Source organism: Stenotrophomonas sp. YJH_SMC_46 (assembly GCF_059370315.1).
The window spans coordinates 721,073-737,655 of sequence record NZ_JCAFTO010000001.1; the positions used below are offsets into that span (position 1 = coordinate 721,073).

Consider the following 16,583-nt stretch of genomic DNA (forward strand, 5'->3'; position numbering starts at 1 on the left):
CATGGCACCCCGGTAGTGCCGGCCGCTGGCCGGCAATCGCACGAATGCTGCCGCAACATGGTTGCCGGCCAGCGGCCGGCACTACCAGGCAACGCTCAGCGCGCGCGTTGCCGCCACTGCTCGCGCGACTGGCCCCAGATCTGCATCGGCTTGTCGTTGTAAGGCGGCGGCAATTCGCCCATGCGCAGCAACCTGCTGCCGAGCTTGCGCGCGACCGCCCGCGAGTTGTCGTTGTTCTCGGCGATGGTATGGATCACCTCGTGCCAACCCAGCGTGTCGAAGGCCCAGTCGATCGCCGCGACCGCCGCTTCCGGCGCATAGCCCCGGCCCCAGCTGGCGCGGCGGATGCCCCAGCCGACCTCGGTACCCGGCCAGTCCTGCGGTTGCCAGGGGCCCATCCGCCCGATCCAGTCCCCGCTGGATTTTTCGATCACGCTGAACATCGAGAAGCCGAACAGCTGCCAGGCGCCAGCCAGGCTGCAGAAGCCGCGCCAGGCTACCGAAGGCGGCTGCACGCCACCGAGGGTGCGCATCGTTTCCTCGTCGGCGCAGAACGCCAGATAGGGTTCGTAGTCCTCGCGCCGCAGCGGGCGCAGGATCAGGCGCTCGGTTTCCAGGCGCAGGTCGAAGATGCTCATGCCGACTCCATGTCGAAGGGGCCACCATGATGGTGGATTCGGCCTCCACACGGATGAATGCCCGCGCTCGCAACGAAACGGGCCGGCATGCGCCGGCCCGTCGGGTACAGCACGTATTCTGGATTACTGGCGCGTGGCCGCAGTGGCGCCGGCAGCAGCGGTCTGCGTGACCAGCTGGCCATCGACCACCGGCAGGCGATCGCTGGCCGGCTTGTTGTCCATGCGCACGGTCTTCTCGGCGCCGTCGTAGCGGTAGGTCACGTTGTAGCCCTTCACCACGTCATTGGTGCCCATGGCGATGCGGTTGCCCGGCTTGCTGGCCATGCGCATGGTACCGGTGGTGCCGTCTTCGTTGCGGTAGGTCACGTTGTAGCCGGTAACACGGCTCGACTCGGAGGTGGCGGTCTCGGTGTGGCACTGGCGCTCGGTGCGGTTGACCACGCGGCCACCCACGTGGCGCTTGTCGATCTGGTTGCCGATGAAGCCACCGGCCACCGCGCCTGCGGCGGTCGCGGCCTTCTTGCCGTTGCCGCCGCCAACCTGGTTGCCGAGCAGGCCGCCGACCACGGCGCCGACCACGGTGCCACCGACGTTGCCATCACGCTCCGGCAGGCGTTCCTGCACGGTCACGTCCTGGCACACCTCGTGCGGGGTCTGGGTGGTGGAAGTCTCGCGCACCGGATCGGTGCCGATCACAGTGGCGTAGGCCTTCTGCTTCTCGGTGATCGGGTCGACCTTCAGCACGTCGGCGTATTCCAGCCCACGCGGCGCAGACGGGTCGAGCCTGTCACCACGTGCGCCATCGTCGGTGGCACTGCCGTCGACCAGGCGCGACTCGCCATTGGGGGTGGTGGCGCTGATGGAATCGGGCGATTTGTCGCCACTCTTCATGAAGGCGGCGGTGGCGATGCCACCGACCAGCAGCGCGCCCGCTGCGACCAGGACAGTTGTAGTTGTGCTTTTCATGACCTGCTCCTTGCGGACCATCCGCAACGTTCTCGAACCAGATTGCAGCATGCGCTGCCTGAACGGAATCTCCACATTTCCTGCTCATTCCTGTAACCCATTCAGCATCGGGAAATGCTGGGCCCGTGGTAGCGTTTGCATATTCCCCACGAGGATTTCCGCCATGGCCAACCCGATGCTGCTGCCGGTACTGCAATGGGCCCGCCGGCTGCGCTACCCCACCCTGTTCAAGCTTACAGCGGGCCTGTTCGTGCTGACGCTGTTCATCCCGGACCCGATCCCGTTCGTCGATGAGCTGGTGCTCGGCTTCGGCACCCTGCTGCTGGCCAACTGGAAAAGCCGCCACGCTGCCACGGTTGCGCCGTCGCTGGAACAGCGTTGAGCCCGCTGGTCGACAGCCACTGCCACCTCGATGCCGGCGAGTTCGACAGTGACCGCAGCGCCGTGATCGCGCGCGCGCAGGCCGCTGGCGTGCGCCTGCAGGTGGTGCCGGCGGTGACCGCGGCCAGCTGGCCGAAGCTGCGCGTGGTCTGCCAGCAGGCGCCGGGGCTGCATCCGGCCTACGGGCTGCACCCGATGTTCCTGGCCGAGCACCGGCCCGACCATCTGCCGCTGCTGCGCGAATGGATCGAGCGCGAACGCCCGTGTGCGATCGGCGAATGCGGGCTGGATTTCTTCGTCGAGGGGCTGGATGAGGAGGCGCAACAGGCGTATTTCATCGGTCAGCTGCAACTGGCCCGCGAGTTCGAGCTGCCGGTAATCGTGCACGCGCGACGCGCGGTGGACGCGGTGATCGCCGCGATCCGCCGTATCGGCGGCCTGCGCGGCGTGGTGCACAGCTTTTCCGGCAGCCCCGAACAGGCTGCGCAGCTGCACCGGCAGGGCTTCCTGCTCGGTCTCGGTGGTCCGCTGACCTACGAACGCGCGCAACGACTGCAGCGCCTGGTGCGCGGGATGCCGCTGGAACAGCTGCTGCTGGAGACCGACGCGCCCGACCAGCCTGACGCCGGCATCCGCGGCCAGCGCAACGAACCGGCACGGCTGGCGGTCATCGCCCGCCATGTCGCGGCACTGCGCGGAATGGACGTTGAAGCCGTTGCACATGCCACGACGGAGAACGCGCGACGGCTGTTCGCTCTGCCAGCGTTGTAACGGGCGGCGGACCCGCCACCGGGCAGGGCCCGGCGCTACCGGCTGCACTTACGTGTTGATCGAATCGGCGACGATCAACGGCAATGCCGGCCAGCGGCCGGCGTCTACCGTCATGCGTCGGCGTGGGCTTCAGCCACGTCGGCCTTCACCTTCTTCGGCTCCAGCAGCATTTCCAGCGCCTTGCCCACTGCGGCGAAGGCGAACGCACCGGTGATGTGGGTCGCTGCCCCCAGGCCTGCACCACAATCGAGCTTCAATGCCGCATCGGCGCCCAGGTTCGGCCGGATGCCGCAGACACTGCCATCGGCCTGCGGGTACTTCACGTTCTCCAGCGAATACACCGCCGGCACGCCAAAGTAGCGCTTGGCATTCCTAGGGAAGTTGAACTCGCTGCGCAGCTTCTTGCGGATCAGTGCCAGCATGGCATCGTGCTCGGTGCGCGAGACATCGCGGATGCGCACCAGGGTCGGATCGGTGCGACCACCGGCAGCCCCCACGGTCAGCAGCGGCAGCTTGCGGCGACGGCACCAGGCGATCGTCTCGACCTTGACCCGGAAGCTGTCGCAGGCATCGATCACCAAGTCGAAGCCACGGTCCAGCAACTCGGCCATGTTCGACACGGTCAGGAATGCCTGCACGGCATCGACCTCGATGTCCGGGTTGATTGCGCGGCAACGCTCGGCCATCGCCTCGGCCTTGTTGCGGCCGTAGTTGCCTTCCATCGCCGGCAGCTGCCGGTTGGTGTTGGACACGCAGATGTCATCGGCATCGATCAGGGTCAGGTGGCCGACCGCAGAGCGGGCCAATGCCTCCACCACCCACGAGCCGACGCCGCCCATGCCCACCACCGCCACGCGGCTGCCCTGCAGGCGCTCGAGTGCGCCCACGCCATACAGCCGTTCGATGCCGGCGAAGCGTTGTTTGACCAGTTCGTTCATGCCGCTATTTTAACGTGCACCTGCCGGCACCTGCTGCGCGCCGGCATCGAACCCACCGTTGCACGCCGGAGAGCCTGCCATGAACGCCAGCCCGCCCCGCCGCCCGTCCCCTGCCTACCGTTACCTGTTCGTGCTCGGCCTGGGCCTGCTGATCGGGCTGGTCGCCACGGTGATGGTCGGCCGTGCCCTGCAGTCCCGCCGCGACCCGTTCCCCGACAGCCTGATGCAGGTGATGCAACGGCAGTCGCAGCTGCTGCTGCAGGCCCAGCAGCAGAACCGCTGCAGCCTGGCCGACAGCGTGCCGCGGTTGCAGGCAATGCGCTTGCTGTCCAACGACCTGGATCTTGCCTTCCCCGGGCTGAAGGACAGCGCGCAGTTCCAGCAGCATGCCAGCCAGCTGCGCGGCAGCCTCAATGCCGCCTTGGCCGCGCCGCCCAGCGACTGCACGGCCCTGGCGCAGGTGGTGGAAACGGTGCAGGCCGATTGCCGCGCCTGCCACCAGGACTTCCGCTGAGCCGCATTCATCCTGCAGCCGGGCAAGGGCTGCGCGGTTGGCGCCTTGTTCACGTTCAAAAGGGGACGATTCGTCCACCCTGCTGCACGACGCAGTACCACCCAACGCACCCGCCTTCACGGCCAGGAGACGCCCCATGAAGATCCAGCTCATCGCCGCCAGCGCCATCGCTACCCTCGCCCTGGCTGGCTGTGCCACCTCCCCCGGCTATGGCGGTGGCGGCTACAACAACGGCTACAACAACGGCGGCTACGGCAACAACGGCGGCTACAACCAGGGCCGTTGTGCCGACTGCGGCATCGTCACCCGCATCAACACCGTGCCCTCGGGCCGCACTGCGCCCAGCGCGACCGGCGCGATCCTCGGCGGCATCGTCGGCGCGGTGGCTGGCCACGAGATCTCCGACCACACCGGCGGCAGCCGTGGCAACAAGAACATCGCCGCCGCTGCGGGCGCGGTCGGCGGCGCGCTGGCGGGCAACCAGATCCAGAAGAACGTCACCAGCGATACCTACGACATCAGCGTGCGCATGGACGATGGCCGCACCATCGTGGTCAACCAGCGCGACCTCGGCGGCATCCGCGAAAACACCTACGTGCGCGTAGTCAACGGCAAGGTCATCCTGCGCTGATCTGCACCGGGCCGATCGCAAAGAAAAAGGCCCGCTTGCGCGGGCCTTTTTCATGCGACGGCTTGCAGCGCGATCAGGTCGGCTGCACGGCGTCGGCCTGCAGGCCTTTCTGGCCCTGCACGACGGTGAAGGTGACCTTCTGGCCTTCCTTCAGGCTCTTGAAGCCCTGGGTCTGGATGGCGCGGAAGTGCACGAACACGTCTTCGCCGTTTTCACGGCTGATGAAGCCGAAGCCCTTCGCATCGTTGAACCACTTGACGGTACCGGTCTCGCGATCAGACATCTCACTAACTCCCTGGTGACTCTCTCTTGTTGTTGGAAACGCCTGGTGGGCGGCTGACAAGCAAGGGGGAAGCGAGGTGCATCGATGCAGCGGATCGGGAAGATCTTGCTTCATCAGGCCACGATCCACGGTGACCTTGCCAAGCTCAGCGACTGCAACTTAACCCGCCCAAAACGAAAAAGCAACTGGCAAAATCTTTCACTGTCAACCCCAAAACGGCCACCATACGGGACAGCATGGGACTCTCATTCATCTTGTATCTGCTAGCGGTCATTTTTGTCCTCGCCGGCATCGCGGGCATCATCCTCCCGGCCCTGCCCGGCATCCCGCTGGTGTTCATCGGACTGCTGCTGGCGGCCTGGGCGGACGGCTTCGTCCACGTCGGCTGGCCGACCCTGGTTGCGCTGGGCGTACTGACCGTGCTCTCGCTGCTGGCGGACGTGCTGGCCACCGTAGTGGGTGCACAGCGGGTGGGTGCCAGCCGCAAGGCGCTGTGGGGCACCTTCGCCGGCAGCATCGTGGGGCTGTTCTTCATGCCCATCGGCCTGTTTGCGGGCCCACTGCTCGGCGCCCTGCTCGGCGAGTACTGGCACACCCGCGAGCTGGGCCGCTCGACCAGGGTGGGACTGGCCACCTGGCTCGGCATCCTGCTCGGCCTGGCGCTGAAACTGGCCGTAGTGATCGCGATGCTTGGCCTGTTCGCCTTCGCGTGGTTCCTGTAATCGGCACCGCCTTCACGCCGCACGCACGCGGTGGGCGTGCATAAACCGTGGGGGCTGGCCGCGACCCGGTACAGCCGCCACACTGTGCGACTCCCGTATTCACCGAAGGGCCTGCTGGAATGACCCTCCCCCCGCTGCTTCCCCGCCTCGCACCGCTGGCGCTGGCCTTGGCCAGTGCTCCGCTCGCTGCGCAGGAGTTCGCGCCCAGCGCCGAAGCCTCGCCGGCCGCATGTGCGGCGATTACCACAGACGCTGCCCGCCTGGCCTGTTATGACCGGCAGTTCGGGCGCTCCGCGCAGTCCACCGCCGAGGCCGACGCTGCCGCCGAGGCAGCAGCACAGGCCCGTCGCGAAGAACGACAGACTGCACGCGTAAGCCAGGGCGAAGAGAAACTGCGCGAGCGGGTCAGTGATCTGCTCCGCCCAGCAGAGCCCGACAGCGCGCTGGCAAACGCTGGCCGGGGCTCACTGCTGGACAGCCGCTGGGAACTGGCCGAGGACTCCAAGCTCGGCCCGTTCCAGCTGCGCGCCTACAAGCCGGTGTACCTGCTGCCTGCGTTCTGGACCAGCGACCGCAACACCACACCGCATTCGCCGAATCCGGCCAACACGGTCACCACGCCGCAGGTGCTGGACAGTGCCGAGCTGAAGTTCCAGATCAGTTTCAAGACCAAGATCGCCGAGAACCTGTTCGGCGACAACGGCGACATCTGGGCCGGCTACACCCAGAGCTCGCGCTGGCAGGCCTACAACAGCGAGGATTCGCGCCCCTTCCGCGAAACCAATTACGAACCGGAAGTGATGATGGTCTTCCGCAACGGCTACTCGATCGGTGGCTGGCGCGGGCGGATGACCGGCATCGCGCTGAACCACCAGTCCAATGGCCGGGCCGACCCACTGTCGCGCAGCTGGAACCGGGTCATGCTCAACATCGGCCTGGACCGCGAGAACTGGGCGCTGGTGCTGCGCCCCTGGTACCGCATCCCGGAAACCCGCAGCGATGACAACAACCCGGACATCGAGGATTACATGGGCCGCGGTGACGCGACCCTGACCTGGAACCGCAACGGCCACGAAGTCTCGTTGATGGCACGCCATTCGCTGCGCACCGGCAGCCGCTCGCACGGCGCCCTGCAGCTGGATTACGGCTTCCCGATCAGCAACCTGCTGCGCGGCCATGTGCAGGTCTTCGACGGCTACGGCGAAAGCCTGATCGATTACAACCACAAGGCCACCTACGTGGGCGTGGGTGTGTCCCTGCTGGAGTGGTTCTGATGGACGTGACGATCTGGCACAACCCGGCCTGCAGCAACTCGCGCGGCGCACTGAAGCTGATCCGCGATGCAGGCTTCGATCCGGAGGTGATCGAATACCTGGGCAACCCACCCGATGCGGCCACGCTGCGCCAGGTGCTGGCCGAATCCGGACTGGACGCGCGGGCGCTGGTGCGCAACAAGGAGGCGCAGTTCACCGAACTTGGCCTGGAGGATGCGGACGAGGCCACGCTGCTGGCCGCGATGGCCGAACACCCGCGGCTGATCAACCGCCCCGTGGTGCGCACGCCCAAGGGCACACGGCTGTGCCGGCCGCCGGAAACGGTGCTGGAGATCCTGTAACCCGCACTGCCAGAGCCGAGCCCTGCCCGGCTGCTGCCCGGCTGCTGCTCGCGTGCCACCCGTGAATGCAGCCGAGCGTGGCTCGGCGCTGCAGAACGGGCTACTGCCAGTCGGTGATGCCCTCGCGGCGATACACCTCGGCGAACGCCGGGCGCGCCTTCATCGACGTGGCATGCGCCTTCAGCGCCGGCCAGGTGTCGCTGGGCCTCGGCATGTTGCGCGACCAGCGCATCAGCATCACCAGCATGTAGTCGGCCACGCAGGGCGTGGCGCCCAGCAGGTAGGGGCCATGTGCATGCAGGTGCGCGGCCACATGCTGCCAGGCCGCTTCCAGGCGCTGCCGTGCCATCCCGCGGCTGGCCTCGATATTCGCCTCGCCCGCCATTTCGTGTGGATAGAACCAGGCTCGATAGGCCGGCTGCAGCGTATTGGCACACCAGAACATCCAACGGTAGGCATCGGCGCGCTGCGGTGTGCCCAGCGCGGGCAGCAGGTTGGCGTCCGGATGGCGATCAGCCAGGTACAGTGCAATGGCCGCCGCTTCGGTCAGTACCAGGCCATCGATCAGCAGCGTCGGCACCACGCCAGCAGGGTTCAGTGCCAGGTACTCGGCCGACTTGTGCTCGCGTGCGTCGAAATCCAGCAGCACCAGTTCGTGCTCGATGCCGAGTTCGATCAGCAGCCAGTGCACCACCAGGGCTGCGGTGCTGGTCGAACCATACAGCGTGGTGCTCATGCGCAAGTCCCGGGTGGATGAATCGGCCGATTATGCCCTGCACGGGCAATCGTTGCTCAGCCGCAGCGGCTCATGCAGGTATCGCGGCCTTCGCTACAGGACATGATCGGCGTGCGTATCGCGCAGTCGTGTGTCTTCAGTTCACAGGAACGGCGCAGTTCGGGATTGGCAACGTCCTTGCAGCGTTTGTCCGGCGCCGGCACCATCTGTTGTTCGCAGCTGAAGTCGTTGCTGCCGATACTCCCCCGCGCCATGCAGCTCCGATAATCGGCCTGGCATTGCACGCGGCACTGCGAGGAGGCGGAGAAATCCGCACCTTCATAGGAGGACGTTGTGCTGCAGCCGGCCAGGACCAGCAGGAACACAGTCGCGACGGATCGATGCAGGCGCATGGGCACATCCAGTGCAGGGATGTGCCGACCCTAGCAGACTACGGTTACTCGTGCAGGCCCGACGCGCGCCACGATCAGTACACGGGAACACCGGTGTCGGTGCGGCCATCATTCACGGTGCCGCCGCAGGAGAGCAGGCATTGGGCGTACGGAGCGCCGCATGAAGGAAGCACCGGGGGACCGCAGTAGTTGCCGGCACCGTTGCCCCCTTCGCAGTTGTGCCGCTGCTTGTCATCGGCGATATCACTGCAGCGGCTGATGACCCGGCTCTTCTCGCTTTCGCAGCTGCGCTGATCCGACTCGGCAAGGGCGCGGTTGTGGAAGTCGCAGGTTGCCTTCCGGTTCTCGCAGACCGACGCGCAGATCTTCCCCGCTTCGTGGGTGGGAGGCTCGACGAAGTAACGTGGCCCGCAGGCGCTGCACGTCAGCGCAGCGACCAGCAACACGAAAACACGCGGCCACTGCAGCACGATGGACTCCCTTCCAGAACGCCAGCCAGTACGTTAGCAGAGCAGGCCACGCGCAGGCAGGCTGCACACAACAACGGCGCCACACGGGCGCCGTTGTCTGAACACTGGGTGGAAGGATTACTCCACCACCACCGGAATCTTGCCAATACGGGCCTGCCATTCGCGCGGGCCGGTCTTGTGCACCGATTCGCCGGTGGAATCGACGGCCACGGTCACGGGCATGTCCTGCACGGTGAACTCGTAGATCGCTTCCATGCCCAGGTCGGCGAAACCGACCACCTTGGCCGCCTTGATCGCCTTGGACACCAGGTAGGCCGAACCACCAACGGCCATCAGGTAGGCCGACTTGTGCTTCTTGATCGCTTCGATGGCGGCCGGGCCGCGCTCGGCCTTGCCGACCATGCCCAGCAGGCCGGTCTGCGCCAGCACCTGCTCGGTGAACTTGTCCATGCGGGTCGCCGTGGTCGGGCCGGCCGGGCCCACCACTTCGTCGCGCACAGGATCTACCGGGCCGACGTAGTAGATGAAGCGGCCCTTCAGATCCACCGGCAGTTCCTCGCCCTTGTTGAGCATGTCGACCATGCGCTTGTGCGCGGCGTCGCGGCCGGTCAGCAGCTTGCCGTTGAGCAGCAGGGTCTGGCCCGGCTTCCAGCTGGCCACGTCTTCCGGGGTGATCGTGTCCAGGTCCACGCGGGTGCCCTTGGACGCGTCATAGGTCAGCTTCGGCCAGTCTTCCAGCGACGGCGGGTCCAGCATCACCGGGCCGCTGCCATCCAGGGTGAAGTGCGCATGGCGGGTGGCCGCGCAGTTCGGGATCATCGCCACCGGCAGGTTGGCCGCGTGGGTCGGGTAATCCTTGATCTTGATGTCGAGCACGGTGGTCAGGCCCCCCAGGCCCTGCGCACCAATGCCAAGCGCGTTGACCTTCTCGTACAGCTCCAGGCGCAGCTCTTCAATGCGGTTGGACGCACCCCGGGCCTGCAGTTCGGTGATGTCGATCGGCTCCATCAGCGCTTCCTTGGCCAGCAGCATCGCCTTCTCGGCGGTGCCACCGATGCCGATGCCGAGCATGCCCGGCGGGCACCAGCCGGCGCCCATGGTCGGCACGGTCTTCAGCACCCAGTCGACGATGGAGTCGGACGGGTTGAGCATGGCGAACTTGGTCTTCGCTTCCGAACCACCGCCCTTGGCGGCGACGATCACGTCGACGGTGTTGCCCGGCACCACCTTGACGTTGACCACGCCCGGAGTGTTGTCCTTGGTATTGATGCGCTTGCCGGCCGGATCAGCCAGCACAGAGGCGCGCAGCTTGTTGTCCGGGTGCATGTAGGCGCGGCGAACGCCCTCATTGGCCATCTCTTCCACGCCCATGGTGGCGTCGTCCCAGCGCACGTCCATGCCGATTTCCAGGAACACGGTGACGATGCCGGTGTCCTGGCAGATCGGGCGGTGGCCCTCGGCGCACATGCGCGAATTGATCAGGATCTGGGCCATCGCTTCCTTCGCGGCCGGCGACTCCTCGCGCTCGTAGGCAGCGGCGAGGTTCTTGATGTAGTCGACCGGGTGGTAGTACGAGATGTACTGCAGCGCGTCGGCGATGGACTGGATGAGGTCTTCCTGCTTGATCGATGTCACGGCTTGCTCGCTTGCTCGAGGCTGGCGGGGGTAATCCGCCCATTTTACCCCCTCCCCCGGCCCCGGGGTGGTCGTGCTGGGCGCTGGCCGGCAAGATCAGATCCAGAAGCCCTGTCACGCCCCGCCCCGTTGGCGCGTCCTTGCCCACATGAACGCCGAAACCGCTTTCCAGACCCACCGCCCGCGCCTGATGGCCCTGGCCTATCGCCTGCTCGGCAGCCGCGCCGACGCCGAGGACGTCGTCCAGGATGCCTGGCTGCGCTGGTCCGGCGCCGATCCGGCCAGCGTCCGCGATGCCGAAGCCTGGCTGGTCACCACCACCACCCGGCTCGGCCTGGACCGGCTACGCGCGGCCAGGCGCGAGCGCGCGCACTACGTCGGCCCGTGGCTGGCTGAACCACTGGCGGTCACGCTGGAGCCCGACCCGGCGCCGGGCCCGGCGCAGCTGCATGCGCTGGCCGACGATGTCTCGGTCGCCTTCCTGACCCTGCTCGAACAACTCGGCCCCGAAGAACGCGCCGCTTTCCTGCTGAAGGAGGCCTTCGACCACGACTATCGCGAGATCGCCGACCTGATCGGCCACAGCGAGGCCAACTGCCGGCAGCTGGTGCATCGCGCCCGGCAACGCCTGCAGTCCGGACGGCCACGCTTCAACGCCGATGCCAGCCAGCACCGGCAGCTGCTGGCGCGTTTCATGGAAGCCTCCCAGGTTGGCGACAGCGAGGCGATCCAGGCCCTGCTGCACACCAATGCGTTGCTGGTCTCCGACGGCGGCGGCGTGGTCACCGCAGCGGTGCGGCCGCTGCTGGGCGCCGAGCGCATCGGCCGCCTGTTCTGGGCCATCGCACGTCGCGGCGCGGTGCATCCGGCGCAGCTGGGCTACGTCAACGGCGAACCGGCGATCCTGCGCTTCCACGGCGATCGGCTGCACTCGGTCACCACCATCGAGGTGATCGATGGCCGCATCGCCAACGTCTACAGCGTGCTGAATCCGGAAAAGCTGCCGACAGTTGTCACGCGCGAGGGTGCTGCGGCGTCCTGGTAGTGAAAGGTGGCCATCGTGGCCGCCGTGGAGCCGAACATGTCCGACCACGCCTCTCCCCGCGTCCCCTACACCCTCCTGGCTGCCGACGCTTTCAAGGGCCTGCTGGCCACCAGCAAGGCGGTGCATGACAGTTCGATCGATCCGACCCTGATGGAACTGCTGTTCCTGCGCGTGTCGCAGCTCAACGGCTGCGGCTACTGCATGGACATGCACGGCACGGCCCTGCGCAAGGGCGGCATCGAGCCGCGCAAGCTCGACACCCTGCCCGCCTGGCACGAAAGTCGTTTCTTCGACGCACGCGAGCGCGCAGCGCTCGGCTGGGCCGAGGCGCTGACCCGGCTGACCGACGGTGCGCCGTCGCAGGCGGCGTTCGATGCGTTGGCGCCGCACTTCGATGAGAAGGGCATGAGTGATCTGAGCATGGGCATTGCGGTGATCAATGCCTGGAACCGCCTGGGTGCGGGCCTGCTGCCGCCGCTGCCGTAAGCCGAACGAGGCATGGGTAACACTGTTGCCCATGCCCCAATTCCAATGGAAAGTGGTAGTCGTTGCCGAGAACCCACAAGAACGTCGTTATGGGAAAACTGCCCGCCCCCGTACTGAAAGCGCTGCGTGACTATTACCAATCGGACGACCCGAAACCAGACGACGTGGTCCGCCTGCTGTCGCTTCATGACCTTTTTTCGCCCAAGTTCCGGGTCGAACACGACACTGCAATAAGGGATTTACTGAACGTCTTCAGCGGGACCCGGAAAGATCATGTTGTGGACAACTTCATCTTGGGCGTAGCTGAAAATTCGCCGTCGCTCAGAGCAGGTCTATCGGCCTACTCCTTCGTGATCAACTTCCCCACTCACACCTTCTCAAGCGATGACGGCGTCGTCTGCAAGATCTGCGGAGAGTTCAGGGAAGTTACTGTCGACCCAACCTTCATAAACGCCATCCGCTTTCAGGCCGGCTGCATGGTAGGGAATTCACCAACTCACCTGACGCAATTCTTGATTGAACACTCCAGGACACCAAGGCGTACTCCCAGTAGCCTGACCACCTTGTCAAGAATTCTCCAGGAAATCAGAAACGCTAGTGCAGACGACACGCCCAACACACTACAACGCAGCATCCGCAGAATTCCAGGGGTGCAAATGAGCGTCTATGAGGCGCGTGGCTTGCTTACTGCCTTGGGTCATGCGGGAATTCTTCAATCCGGGGGACATCAAGGCCTGGCTCAGGCATTCGTCAATGCGGAAACTGCACCTCGAAAGCACCATTCGTCGGATTGGGGTTACCCCATTTCGTTCTGGACAGGCGCTGATGGGTTCAATGACGATGCCTTGCACTATTGGTTTTCGAGCTATCCCGAGCTGCTGGATGGTCTGATCCAGCCGCGTTAATGCCACCCATTGCCGCACTCCCTTGCGGGGTCAGAGCCCTTCGCGCCGCAACTGGTTCTGACCCCGGCGCTGCCACACGGCTGCACTGACCCCCTCTGCACGTATCAGGCCGCACAATATGCGCATGCCTGCTACCCCCACCGCTGGCGCCGCCGCCGCGAACAGACCCAGCCTGCGCCAGCGCTTCAGGGCGATGCGCAACCTGCCGCCGTTCCTGCGCATGGTCTGGAAAACCAGCCCCGCGCTCACCCTGGCCAGCCTTGGCCTGCGGCTGATCCGGGCGCTGCTGCCGGTGGCGATGCTGTACGTGGGCAAGCTGATCATCGACAGCGCCCTGCACCTGAGCCAGCACGGTGCCGGCTTCCCGCCACTGGGCGAGGCGCTGTCCAGCGGCCTGCTCAATCCACTGCTGGGCCTGCTGGCGCTGGAATTCGGCCTGGCCATCGCCTCGGACCTGCTCGGCCGGCTGGTCAGCTACGCCGATGCGCTGCTCTCGGAACTGTTCGCCAATGCCACCAGCATCCGGCTGATGGAACACGCCGCAACGCTGGACCTGGAGGACTTCGAAGACCCGGACCTGCAGGACAAGCTGGACCGTGCGCGGCGCCAGACAATGGGCCGGATGAACCTGATGAGCCAGCTGTTCGGCCAGGTACAGGACGCGATCACCGTAGCCAGCCTCGCCGTTGGCCTGCTGGTCTACGCACCGTGGCTGATCCTGCTGCTGGCGCTGGCACTGGTGCCGGCCTTCATCGGCGAATCGCACTTCAACGCGGCCGGTTACAGCCTCAACTTCCAATGGACGCCCGAGCGCCGCCAGCTCGACTACCTGCGCCAGCTCGGTGCCAGCGTGGAAACGGCCAAGGAAGTGAAGATCTACAACCTGCACCGCTTCCTGGTGGAACGCTACCGGCGGCTGTCGGTGGCGCTGTTCCAGGCCAACCGTGCACTGGCCCGGCGCCGCGCGTTCTGGGGCACGCTGCTGGCTGCACTGGGCACGCTGGGGTACTACACCGCCTACGCCTACATCGCGTGGCGCACGGTGCGCGGCGACTTTTCGATCGGCGACCTGACCTTCCTCGCCGGCAGCTTCCTGCGCCTGCGCCAGCTGCTGGAAGGCCTGCTGATCGGCTTCTCGCAGGTCGCCAGCCAGGCGCTGTATCTGGATGACCTGTTCTCGTTCTTCCAGATCGAGCCGGAAATCCACTCGCGTGAAGGCGCCGTGCGCGTGCCGCAGCCAATCCGCCAGGGCTTCGTGTTCGAGAACGTCGGCTTCCGCTATCCCGATGCCGAACAGTGGGCGGTGCGCCATCTGGATTTCCAGCTGTACGCAGGTGAAGTGCTGGCCCTGGTCGGTGAGAACGGCGCCGGCAAGACCACGCTGGTGAAACTGCTGGCACGGCTGTACGAGCCGGACGAAGGCCGGATCCTGCTCGATGGCCGCGATCTGCGCGACTACGACCTGGACGACCTGCGCGCCAACCTCGGGGTGATCTTCCAGGACTTCGTGCGCTACAACCTCAGCGCGGGCGAGAACATCGGCGTTGGCCAGGTCGAGGCGATGGACGACCAGGCGCGCATTGCCGACGCCGCAAGGCGCGGCATGGCCGAGGAAGTGATCGAGGACCTGCCCGGTGGCTACGACCAGCAGATCGGCCGGCGCTTCAAGCAGGGCGTGGACCTGTCCGGCGGCCAATGGCAGAAGATCGCCATCGCGCGCGCATGGATGCGCGATGCGCAGGTCATGATCCTGGATGAGCCAACCGCAGCGCTGGATGCGCGCAGCGAGTTCGAGGTGTTCCAGCGGTTCAGGGAACTGGCGGATAATCGCACCGCAGTGCTGATTTCCCACCGCTTTTCCTCCGTACGCATGGCCGACCGCATCCTGGTCCTGGCCGACGGCCGGATCGAGGCCAGCGGCACCCACGCGCAGCTGATGGCACAGGGTGGCCGCTACGCCGAGCTGTTCGAGCTGCAGGCGGCGGGTTATCGCTGAGAACGCCTCTCGTTCCGCCCAATGAGAACCTGTCTCATTTGAGATAGAATCACCCCCGACGACTTTTGATAGATACGCCCATGTCCACCGCTTTTGGCGCCGAAACGGTGCTTGAGGTCCGCCACTGGACCGACGCCTACTTCAGTTTCACCACCACCCGCGACAGCGGCTTCCGCTTCGAGAACGGCCAGTTCGTGATGATCGGCCTGGAAACCGAGGCGCGCCCGTTGCTGCGTGCCTACTCCATCGCCAGTGCCAACTGGGAAGAGCAGCTGGAGTTCTTCAGCATCAAGGTGCAGGACGGCCCGCTGACCTCGCGCCTGCAGCACATCAAGCCGGGCGACAAGGTGCTGGTCGGCAAGAAACCCACCGGCACCCTGCTGATCAGCGACCTGCACCCCGGCAGGAACCTGTACCTGCTGGGCACCGGCACCGGCCTGGCGCCGTGGCTGTCAGTGATCAAGGACCCGGAAACCTACGAGCGCTTCGAGAAGGTGATCCTGTGCCACGGCGTGCGCTACGAGAAGGACCTGGCCTATCGCGACTACTTCGAGAAGGAACTGCGTGAGCACGAGTTCCTCGGCGACATGATCGGCGACAAGCTGCTGTACTACCCGGCTGTCACCCGCGAGCCCTTCGCCAACCAGGGCCGCCTGACCTCGCTGATGGAAAGCGGCCAGATGCAGCGCACCCTCGGCCTGCCGGAACTGAGCCCGGAAAATGACCGCGCGATGATCTGCGGCAGCCCGCAGATGCTGGCCGACCTTCGCACCGTGCTCGATGCCCGGGGTTTCCAGGTTTCGCCGCGCATCGGCCAGCCGGGTCACTACGTGTTTGAGCGCGCGTTCGTCGAGAAATAATCCATCGTATCTGTAGAGCCGAGCCCGCGCTCGGCTTGCGCGCGGCGCGCGCTCTCGGAGTCAGCCGGAAAAGCAGCCGAGCGTGGGCTCGGCTCTACAGCAGCGCTTCAATCGCGCCGCGCAGCTGTTCCGGCCTGGTGGTGGGCGCATGCCGCGACACCACCCGCCCTTGGCGATCAACCAGGAACTTGCTGAAATTCCACTTGATACGGGCACTGCCAAGCAGGCCGCGCTTCTCGCGTGACAGCCAGGCCCACAACGGATCAGCCCCCTCGCCGTTGACCTCGATCTTCTCCGACAGCGGAAAGCTGACCGGATAGTCCAGCGAACAGAACTGGCGGATCTGCGCCGCATCCCCAGGCTCCTGCGCACCGAACTGGTTGCAGGGAAAGCCGATCACCACCAGGCCGCGCTCGCGATAGTCCTGCCAGAGCTGTTCCAGCCCCCTGTACTGCGGGGTGAAGCCACAGCGGCTGGCGACGTTCACCAGCAGCAACGGGTGGCCCTGATAACGGGCCAACGCATGCGGCTGGCCTTCGAGGTCACGGAAACTGAAATCGTAGGCGCTGGTCATGATGGCGGGCCGTGGGCGGTGAATG

At 65.8% G+C, this 16,583-nt stretch carries 21 protein-coding genes; 12 read left to right on the forward strand and 9 right to left on the reverse strand.

The genetic code is table 11. The features are described from left to right. Positions 1–95: 95 nt before the first annotated feature. Positions 96–638 carry a GNAT family N-acetyltransferase gene (locus AC5P8C_RS03320; protein WP_019660420.1) on the reverse strand — a complete coding sequence of 181 codons (543 nt, stop codon included), beginning with the start codon at positions 636–638 and terminating at the stop codon, positions 96–98. Positions 639–761: 123 nt separating this feature from the next. Continuing rightward, positions 762–1,604 (reverse strand): glycine zipper 2TM domain-containing protein, encoded by an 843-nt coding sequence (locus AC5P8C_RS03325; RefSeq protein ID WP_026347069.1) that lies wholly within the window; start codon positions 1,602–1,604, stop codon positions 762–764. A gap of 163 nt (positions 1,605–1,767) precedes the next feature. Here AC5P8C_RS03325 and AC5P8C_RS03330 point away from each other — a divergent pair, with 163 nt between their 5' ends. Beyond that, complete coding sequence (locus AC5P8C_RS03330; protein WP_019660422.1) at positions 1,768–1,986, forward strand: DUF6116 family protein; 219 nt, start codon at positions 1,768–1,770, stop codon at positions 1,984–1,986. Further along, the gene (locus AC5P8C_RS03335; protein WP_019660423.1) at positions 1,983–2,756 is read left to right on the forward strand and encodes a TatD family hydrolase; all 774 of its coding nucleotides are present in this window, start codon (positions 1,983–1,985) and stop codon (positions 2,754–2,756) included. Before AC5P8C_RS03330 ends, AC5P8C_RS03335 begins: the two co-directional genes overlap by 4 nt. A 110-nt stretch (positions 2,757–2,866) precedes the next feature. Here AC5P8C_RS03335 and AC5P8C_RS03340 read toward each other — a convergent pair whose 3' ends face one another. Beyond that, a complete protein-coding gene (locus AC5P8C_RS03340) occupies positions 2,867–3,694 on the reverse strand; it encodes a tRNA threonylcarbamoyladenosine dehydratase (protein ID WP_019660424.1) in 828 nt (275 codons plus the stop codon). A 79-nt stretch (positions 3,695–3,773) separates the two neighbouring features. On the opposite strand from AC5P8C_RS03340, the gene AC5P8C_RS03345 reads away from it, so the two are divergent. Both AC5P8C_RS03345 and AC5P8C_RS03350 read left to right on the forward strand, forming a co-directional pair. Beyond that, complete coding sequence (locus tag AC5P8C_RS03345) at positions 3,774–4,208, forward strand: cytochrome c (RefSeq protein WP_019660425.1); 435 nt, start codon at positions 3,774–3,776, stop codon at positions 4,206–4,208. A 136-nt stretch (positions 4,209–4,344) separates the two neighbouring features. Continuing rightward, positions 4,345–4,839 carry a glycine zipper 2TM domain-containing protein gene (locus AC5P8C_RS03350; RefSeq protein ID WP_005410289.1) on the forward strand — a complete coding sequence of 165 codons (495 nt, stop codon included), beginning with the start codon at positions 4,345–4,347 and terminating at the stop codon, positions 4,837–4,839. Positions 4,840–4,912: 73 nt separating this feature from the next. Here AC5P8C_RS03350 and AC5P8C_RS03355 read toward each other — a convergent pair whose 3' ends face one another. After that, complete coding sequence (locus AC5P8C_RS03355; RefSeq protein ID WP_005410290.1) at positions 4,913–5,122, reverse strand: cold-shock protein; 210 nt, start codon at positions 5,120–5,122, stop codon at positions 4,913–4,915. A 236-nt stretch (positions 5,123–5,358) separates the two neighbouring features. On the opposite strand from AC5P8C_RS03355, the gene AC5P8C_RS03360 reads away from it, so the two are divergent. The 3 genes from AC5P8C_RS03360 to arsC all read left to right on the forward strand — a co-directional run bounded on the left by AC5P8C_RS03360 (position 5,359) and on the right by arsC (position 7,459). Beyond that, positions 5,359–5,844: a DUF456 domain-containing protein gene (locus AC5P8C_RS03360; RefSeq protein ID WP_019660426.1), complete on the forward strand. Its 486-nt coding sequence runs from the start codon at positions 5,359–5,361 to the stop codon at positions 5,842–5,844. 119 nt (positions 5,845–5,963) lie between these two features. Further along, complete coding sequence (locus tag AC5P8C_RS03365) at positions 5,964–7,118, forward strand: phospholipase A (RefSeq protein WP_019660427.1); 1,155 nt, start codon at positions 5,964–5,966, stop codon at positions 7,116–7,118. Next, entirely contained in the window at positions 7,118–7,459 is a 342-nt protein-coding gene (gene arsC / locus AC5P8C_RS03370; RefSeq protein WP_019660428.1) for an arsenate reductase (glutaredoxin), read from the forward strand. Before AC5P8C_RS03365 ends, arsC begins: the two co-directional genes overlap by 1 nt. Before the next feature lie 100 nt (positions 7,460–7,559). On the opposite strand, the gene AC5P8C_RS03375 is transcribed toward arsC, so the two are convergent. The 4 genes from AC5P8C_RS03375 to AC5P8C_RS03390 form a co-directional block, all read right to left on the reverse strand. Then, entirely contained in the window at positions 7,560–8,195 is a 636-nt protein-coding gene (locus tag AC5P8C_RS03375; protein WP_019660429.1) for a glutathione S-transferase family protein, read from the reverse strand. A gap of 56 nt (positions 8,196–8,251) precedes the next feature. Beyond that, the gene (locus AC5P8C_RS03380) at positions 8,252–8,587 is read right to left on the reverse strand and encodes a hypothetical protein (protein ID WP_019660430.1); all 336 of its coding nucleotides are present in this window, start codon (positions 8,585–8,587) and stop codon (positions 8,252–8,254) included. A gap of 74 nt (positions 8,588–8,661) precedes the next feature. Continuing rightward, positions 8,662–9,057, reverse strand: a complete 396-nt coding sequence (locus tag AC5P8C_RS03385) for a hypothetical protein (RefSeq protein ID WP_019660431.1) — start codon at positions 9,055–9,057, stop codon at positions 8,662–8,664. Positions 9,058–9,174: 117 nt separating this feature from the next. After that, the gene (locus AC5P8C_RS03390) at positions 9,175–10,692 is read right to left on the reverse strand and encodes a fumarate hydratase (RefSeq protein WP_019660432.1); all 1,518 of its coding nucleotides are present in this window, start codon (positions 10,690–10,692) and stop codon (positions 9,175–9,177) included. Between the two features lie 148 nt (positions 10,693–10,840). Here AC5P8C_RS03390 and AC5P8C_RS03395 point away from each other — a divergent pair, with 148 nt between their 5' ends. The 5 genes from AC5P8C_RS03395 (at position 10,841) to AC5P8C_RS03415 (ending at position 15,984) form a co-directional block, all read left to right on the forward strand. Beyond that, positions 10,841–11,737 (forward strand): RNA polymerase sigma-70 factor, encoded by an 897-nt coding sequence (locus AC5P8C_RS03395; protein ID WP_191863173.1) that lies wholly within the window; start codon positions 10,841–10,843, stop codon positions 11,735–11,737. Positions 11,738–11,773: 36 nt separating this feature from the next. Continuing rightward, on the forward strand, positions 11,774–12,223 hold the full coding sequence (locus AC5P8C_RS03400) for a carboxymuconolactone decarboxylase family protein (protein WP_233653953.1): 450 nt from the start codon (positions 11,774–11,776) through the stop codon (positions 12,221–12,223). 89 nt (positions 12,224–12,312) lie between these two features. After that, the gene (locus tag AC5P8C_RS03405; protein ID WP_049453098.1) at positions 12,313–13,128 is read left to right on the forward strand and encodes a hypothetical protein; all 816 of its coding nucleotides are present in this window, start codon (positions 12,313–12,315) and stop codon (positions 13,126–13,128) included. Positions 13,129–13,252: 124 nt separating this feature from the next. Continuing rightward, complete coding sequence (locus tag AC5P8C_RS03410) at positions 13,253–15,124, forward strand: ABC transporter ATP-binding protein (protein WP_021203023.1); 1,872 nt, start codon at positions 13,253–13,255, stop codon at positions 15,122–15,124. Between the two features lie 80 nt (positions 15,125–15,204). Next, positions 15,205–15,984, forward strand: a complete 780-nt coding sequence (locus AC5P8C_RS03415) for a ferredoxin--NADP reductase (protein ID WP_019660436.1) — start codon at positions 15,205–15,207, stop codon at positions 15,982–15,984. Positions 15,985–16,078: 94 nt separating this feature from the next. Here AC5P8C_RS03415 and AC5P8C_RS03420 read toward each other — a convergent pair whose 3' ends face one another. Then, the gene (locus AC5P8C_RS03420; RefSeq protein WP_019660437.1) at positions 16,079–16,558 is read right to left on the reverse strand and encodes a glutathione peroxidase; all 480 of its coding nucleotides are present in this window, start codon (positions 16,556–16,558) and stop codon (positions 16,079–16,081) included. Positions 16,559–16,583 lie beyond the last annotated feature (25 nt).

What these genes read in the sequence shown, in the direction of transcription:
- AC5P8C_RS03400 (WP_233653953.1), top strand. Translation starts at nt 11,774, where the DNA reads ATGTCCGACCACGCCTCTCCCCGCGTCCCCTACACCCTCCTGGCTGCC.
- AC5P8C_RS03320 (WP_019660420.1), bottom strand. Translation starts at nt 638, where the DNA reads ATGAGCATCTTCGACCTGCGCCTGGAAACCGAGCGCCTGATCCTGCGC.
- AC5P8C_RS03395 (WP_191863173.1), top strand. Translation starts at nt 10,841, where the DNA reads ATGAACGCCGAAACCGCTTTCCAGACCCACCGCCCGCGCCTGATGGCC.
- AC5P8C_RS03375 (WP_019660429.1), bottom strand. Translation starts at nt 8,195, where the DNA reads ATGAGCACCACGCTGTATGGTTCGACCAGCACCGCAGCCCTGGTGGTG.
- AC5P8C_RS03380 (WP_019660430.1), bottom strand. Translation starts at nt 8,587, where the DNA reads ATGCGCCTGCATCGATCCGTCGCGACTGTGTTCCTGCTGGTCCTGGCC.
- AC5P8C_RS03365 (WP_019660427.1), top strand. Translation starts at nt 5,964, where the DNA reads ATGACCCTCCCCCCGCTGCTTCCCCGCCTCGCACCGCTGGCGCTGGCC.
- AC5P8C_RS03415 (WP_019660436.1), top strand. Translation starts at nt 15,205, where the DNA reads ATGTCCACCGCTTTTGGCGCCGAAACGGTGCTTGAGGTCCGCCACTGG.
- AC5P8C_RS03340 (WP_019660424.1), bottom strand. Translation starts at nt 3,694, where the DNA reads ATGAACGAACTGGTCAAACAACGCTTCGCCGGCATCGAACGGCTGTAT.
- AC5P8C_RS03345 (WP_019660425.1), top strand. Translation starts at nt 3,774, where the DNA reads ATGAACGCCAGCCCGCCCCGCCGCCCGTCCCCTGCCTACCGTTACCTG.
- AC5P8C_RS03420 (WP_019660437.1), bottom strand. Translation starts at nt 16,558, where the DNA reads ATGACCAGCGCCTACGATTTCAGTTTCCGTGACCTCGAAGGCCAGCCG.
- AC5P8C_RS03350 (WP_005410289.1), top strand. Translation starts at nt 4,345, where the DNA reads ATGAAGATCCAGCTCATCGCCGCCAGCGCCATCGCTACCCTCGCCCTG.
- AC5P8C_RS03330 (WP_019660422.1), top strand. Translation starts at nt 1,768, where the DNA reads ATGGCCAACCCGATGCTGCTGCCGGTACTGCAATGGGCCCGCCGGCTG.
- AC5P8C_RS03360 (WP_019660426.1), top strand. Translation starts at nt 5,359, where the DNA reads ATGGGACTCTCATTCATCTTGTATCTGCTAGCGGTCATTTTTGTCCTC.
- AC5P8C_RS03355 (WP_005410290.1), bottom strand. Translation starts at nt 5,122, where the DNA reads ATGTCTGATCGCGAGACCGGTACCGTCAAGTGGTTCAACGATGCGAAG.
- AC5P8C_RS03405 (WP_049453098.1), top strand. Translation starts at nt 12,313, where the DNA reads ATGGGAAAACTGCCCGCCCCCGTACTGAAAGCGCTGCGTGACTATTAC.
- AC5P8C_RS03325 (WP_026347069.1), bottom strand. Translation starts at nt 1,604, where the DNA reads ATGAAAAGCACAACTACAACTGTCCTGGTCGCAGCGGGCGCGCTGCTG.
- arsC (WP_019660428.1), top strand. Translation starts at nt 7,118, where the DNA reads ATGGACGTGACGATCTGGCACAACCCGGCCTGCAGCAACTCGCGCGGC.
- AC5P8C_RS03410 (WP_021203023.1), top strand. Translation starts at nt 13,253, where the DNA reads ATGCCTGCTACCCCCACCGCTGGCGCCGCCGCCGCGAACAGACCCAGC.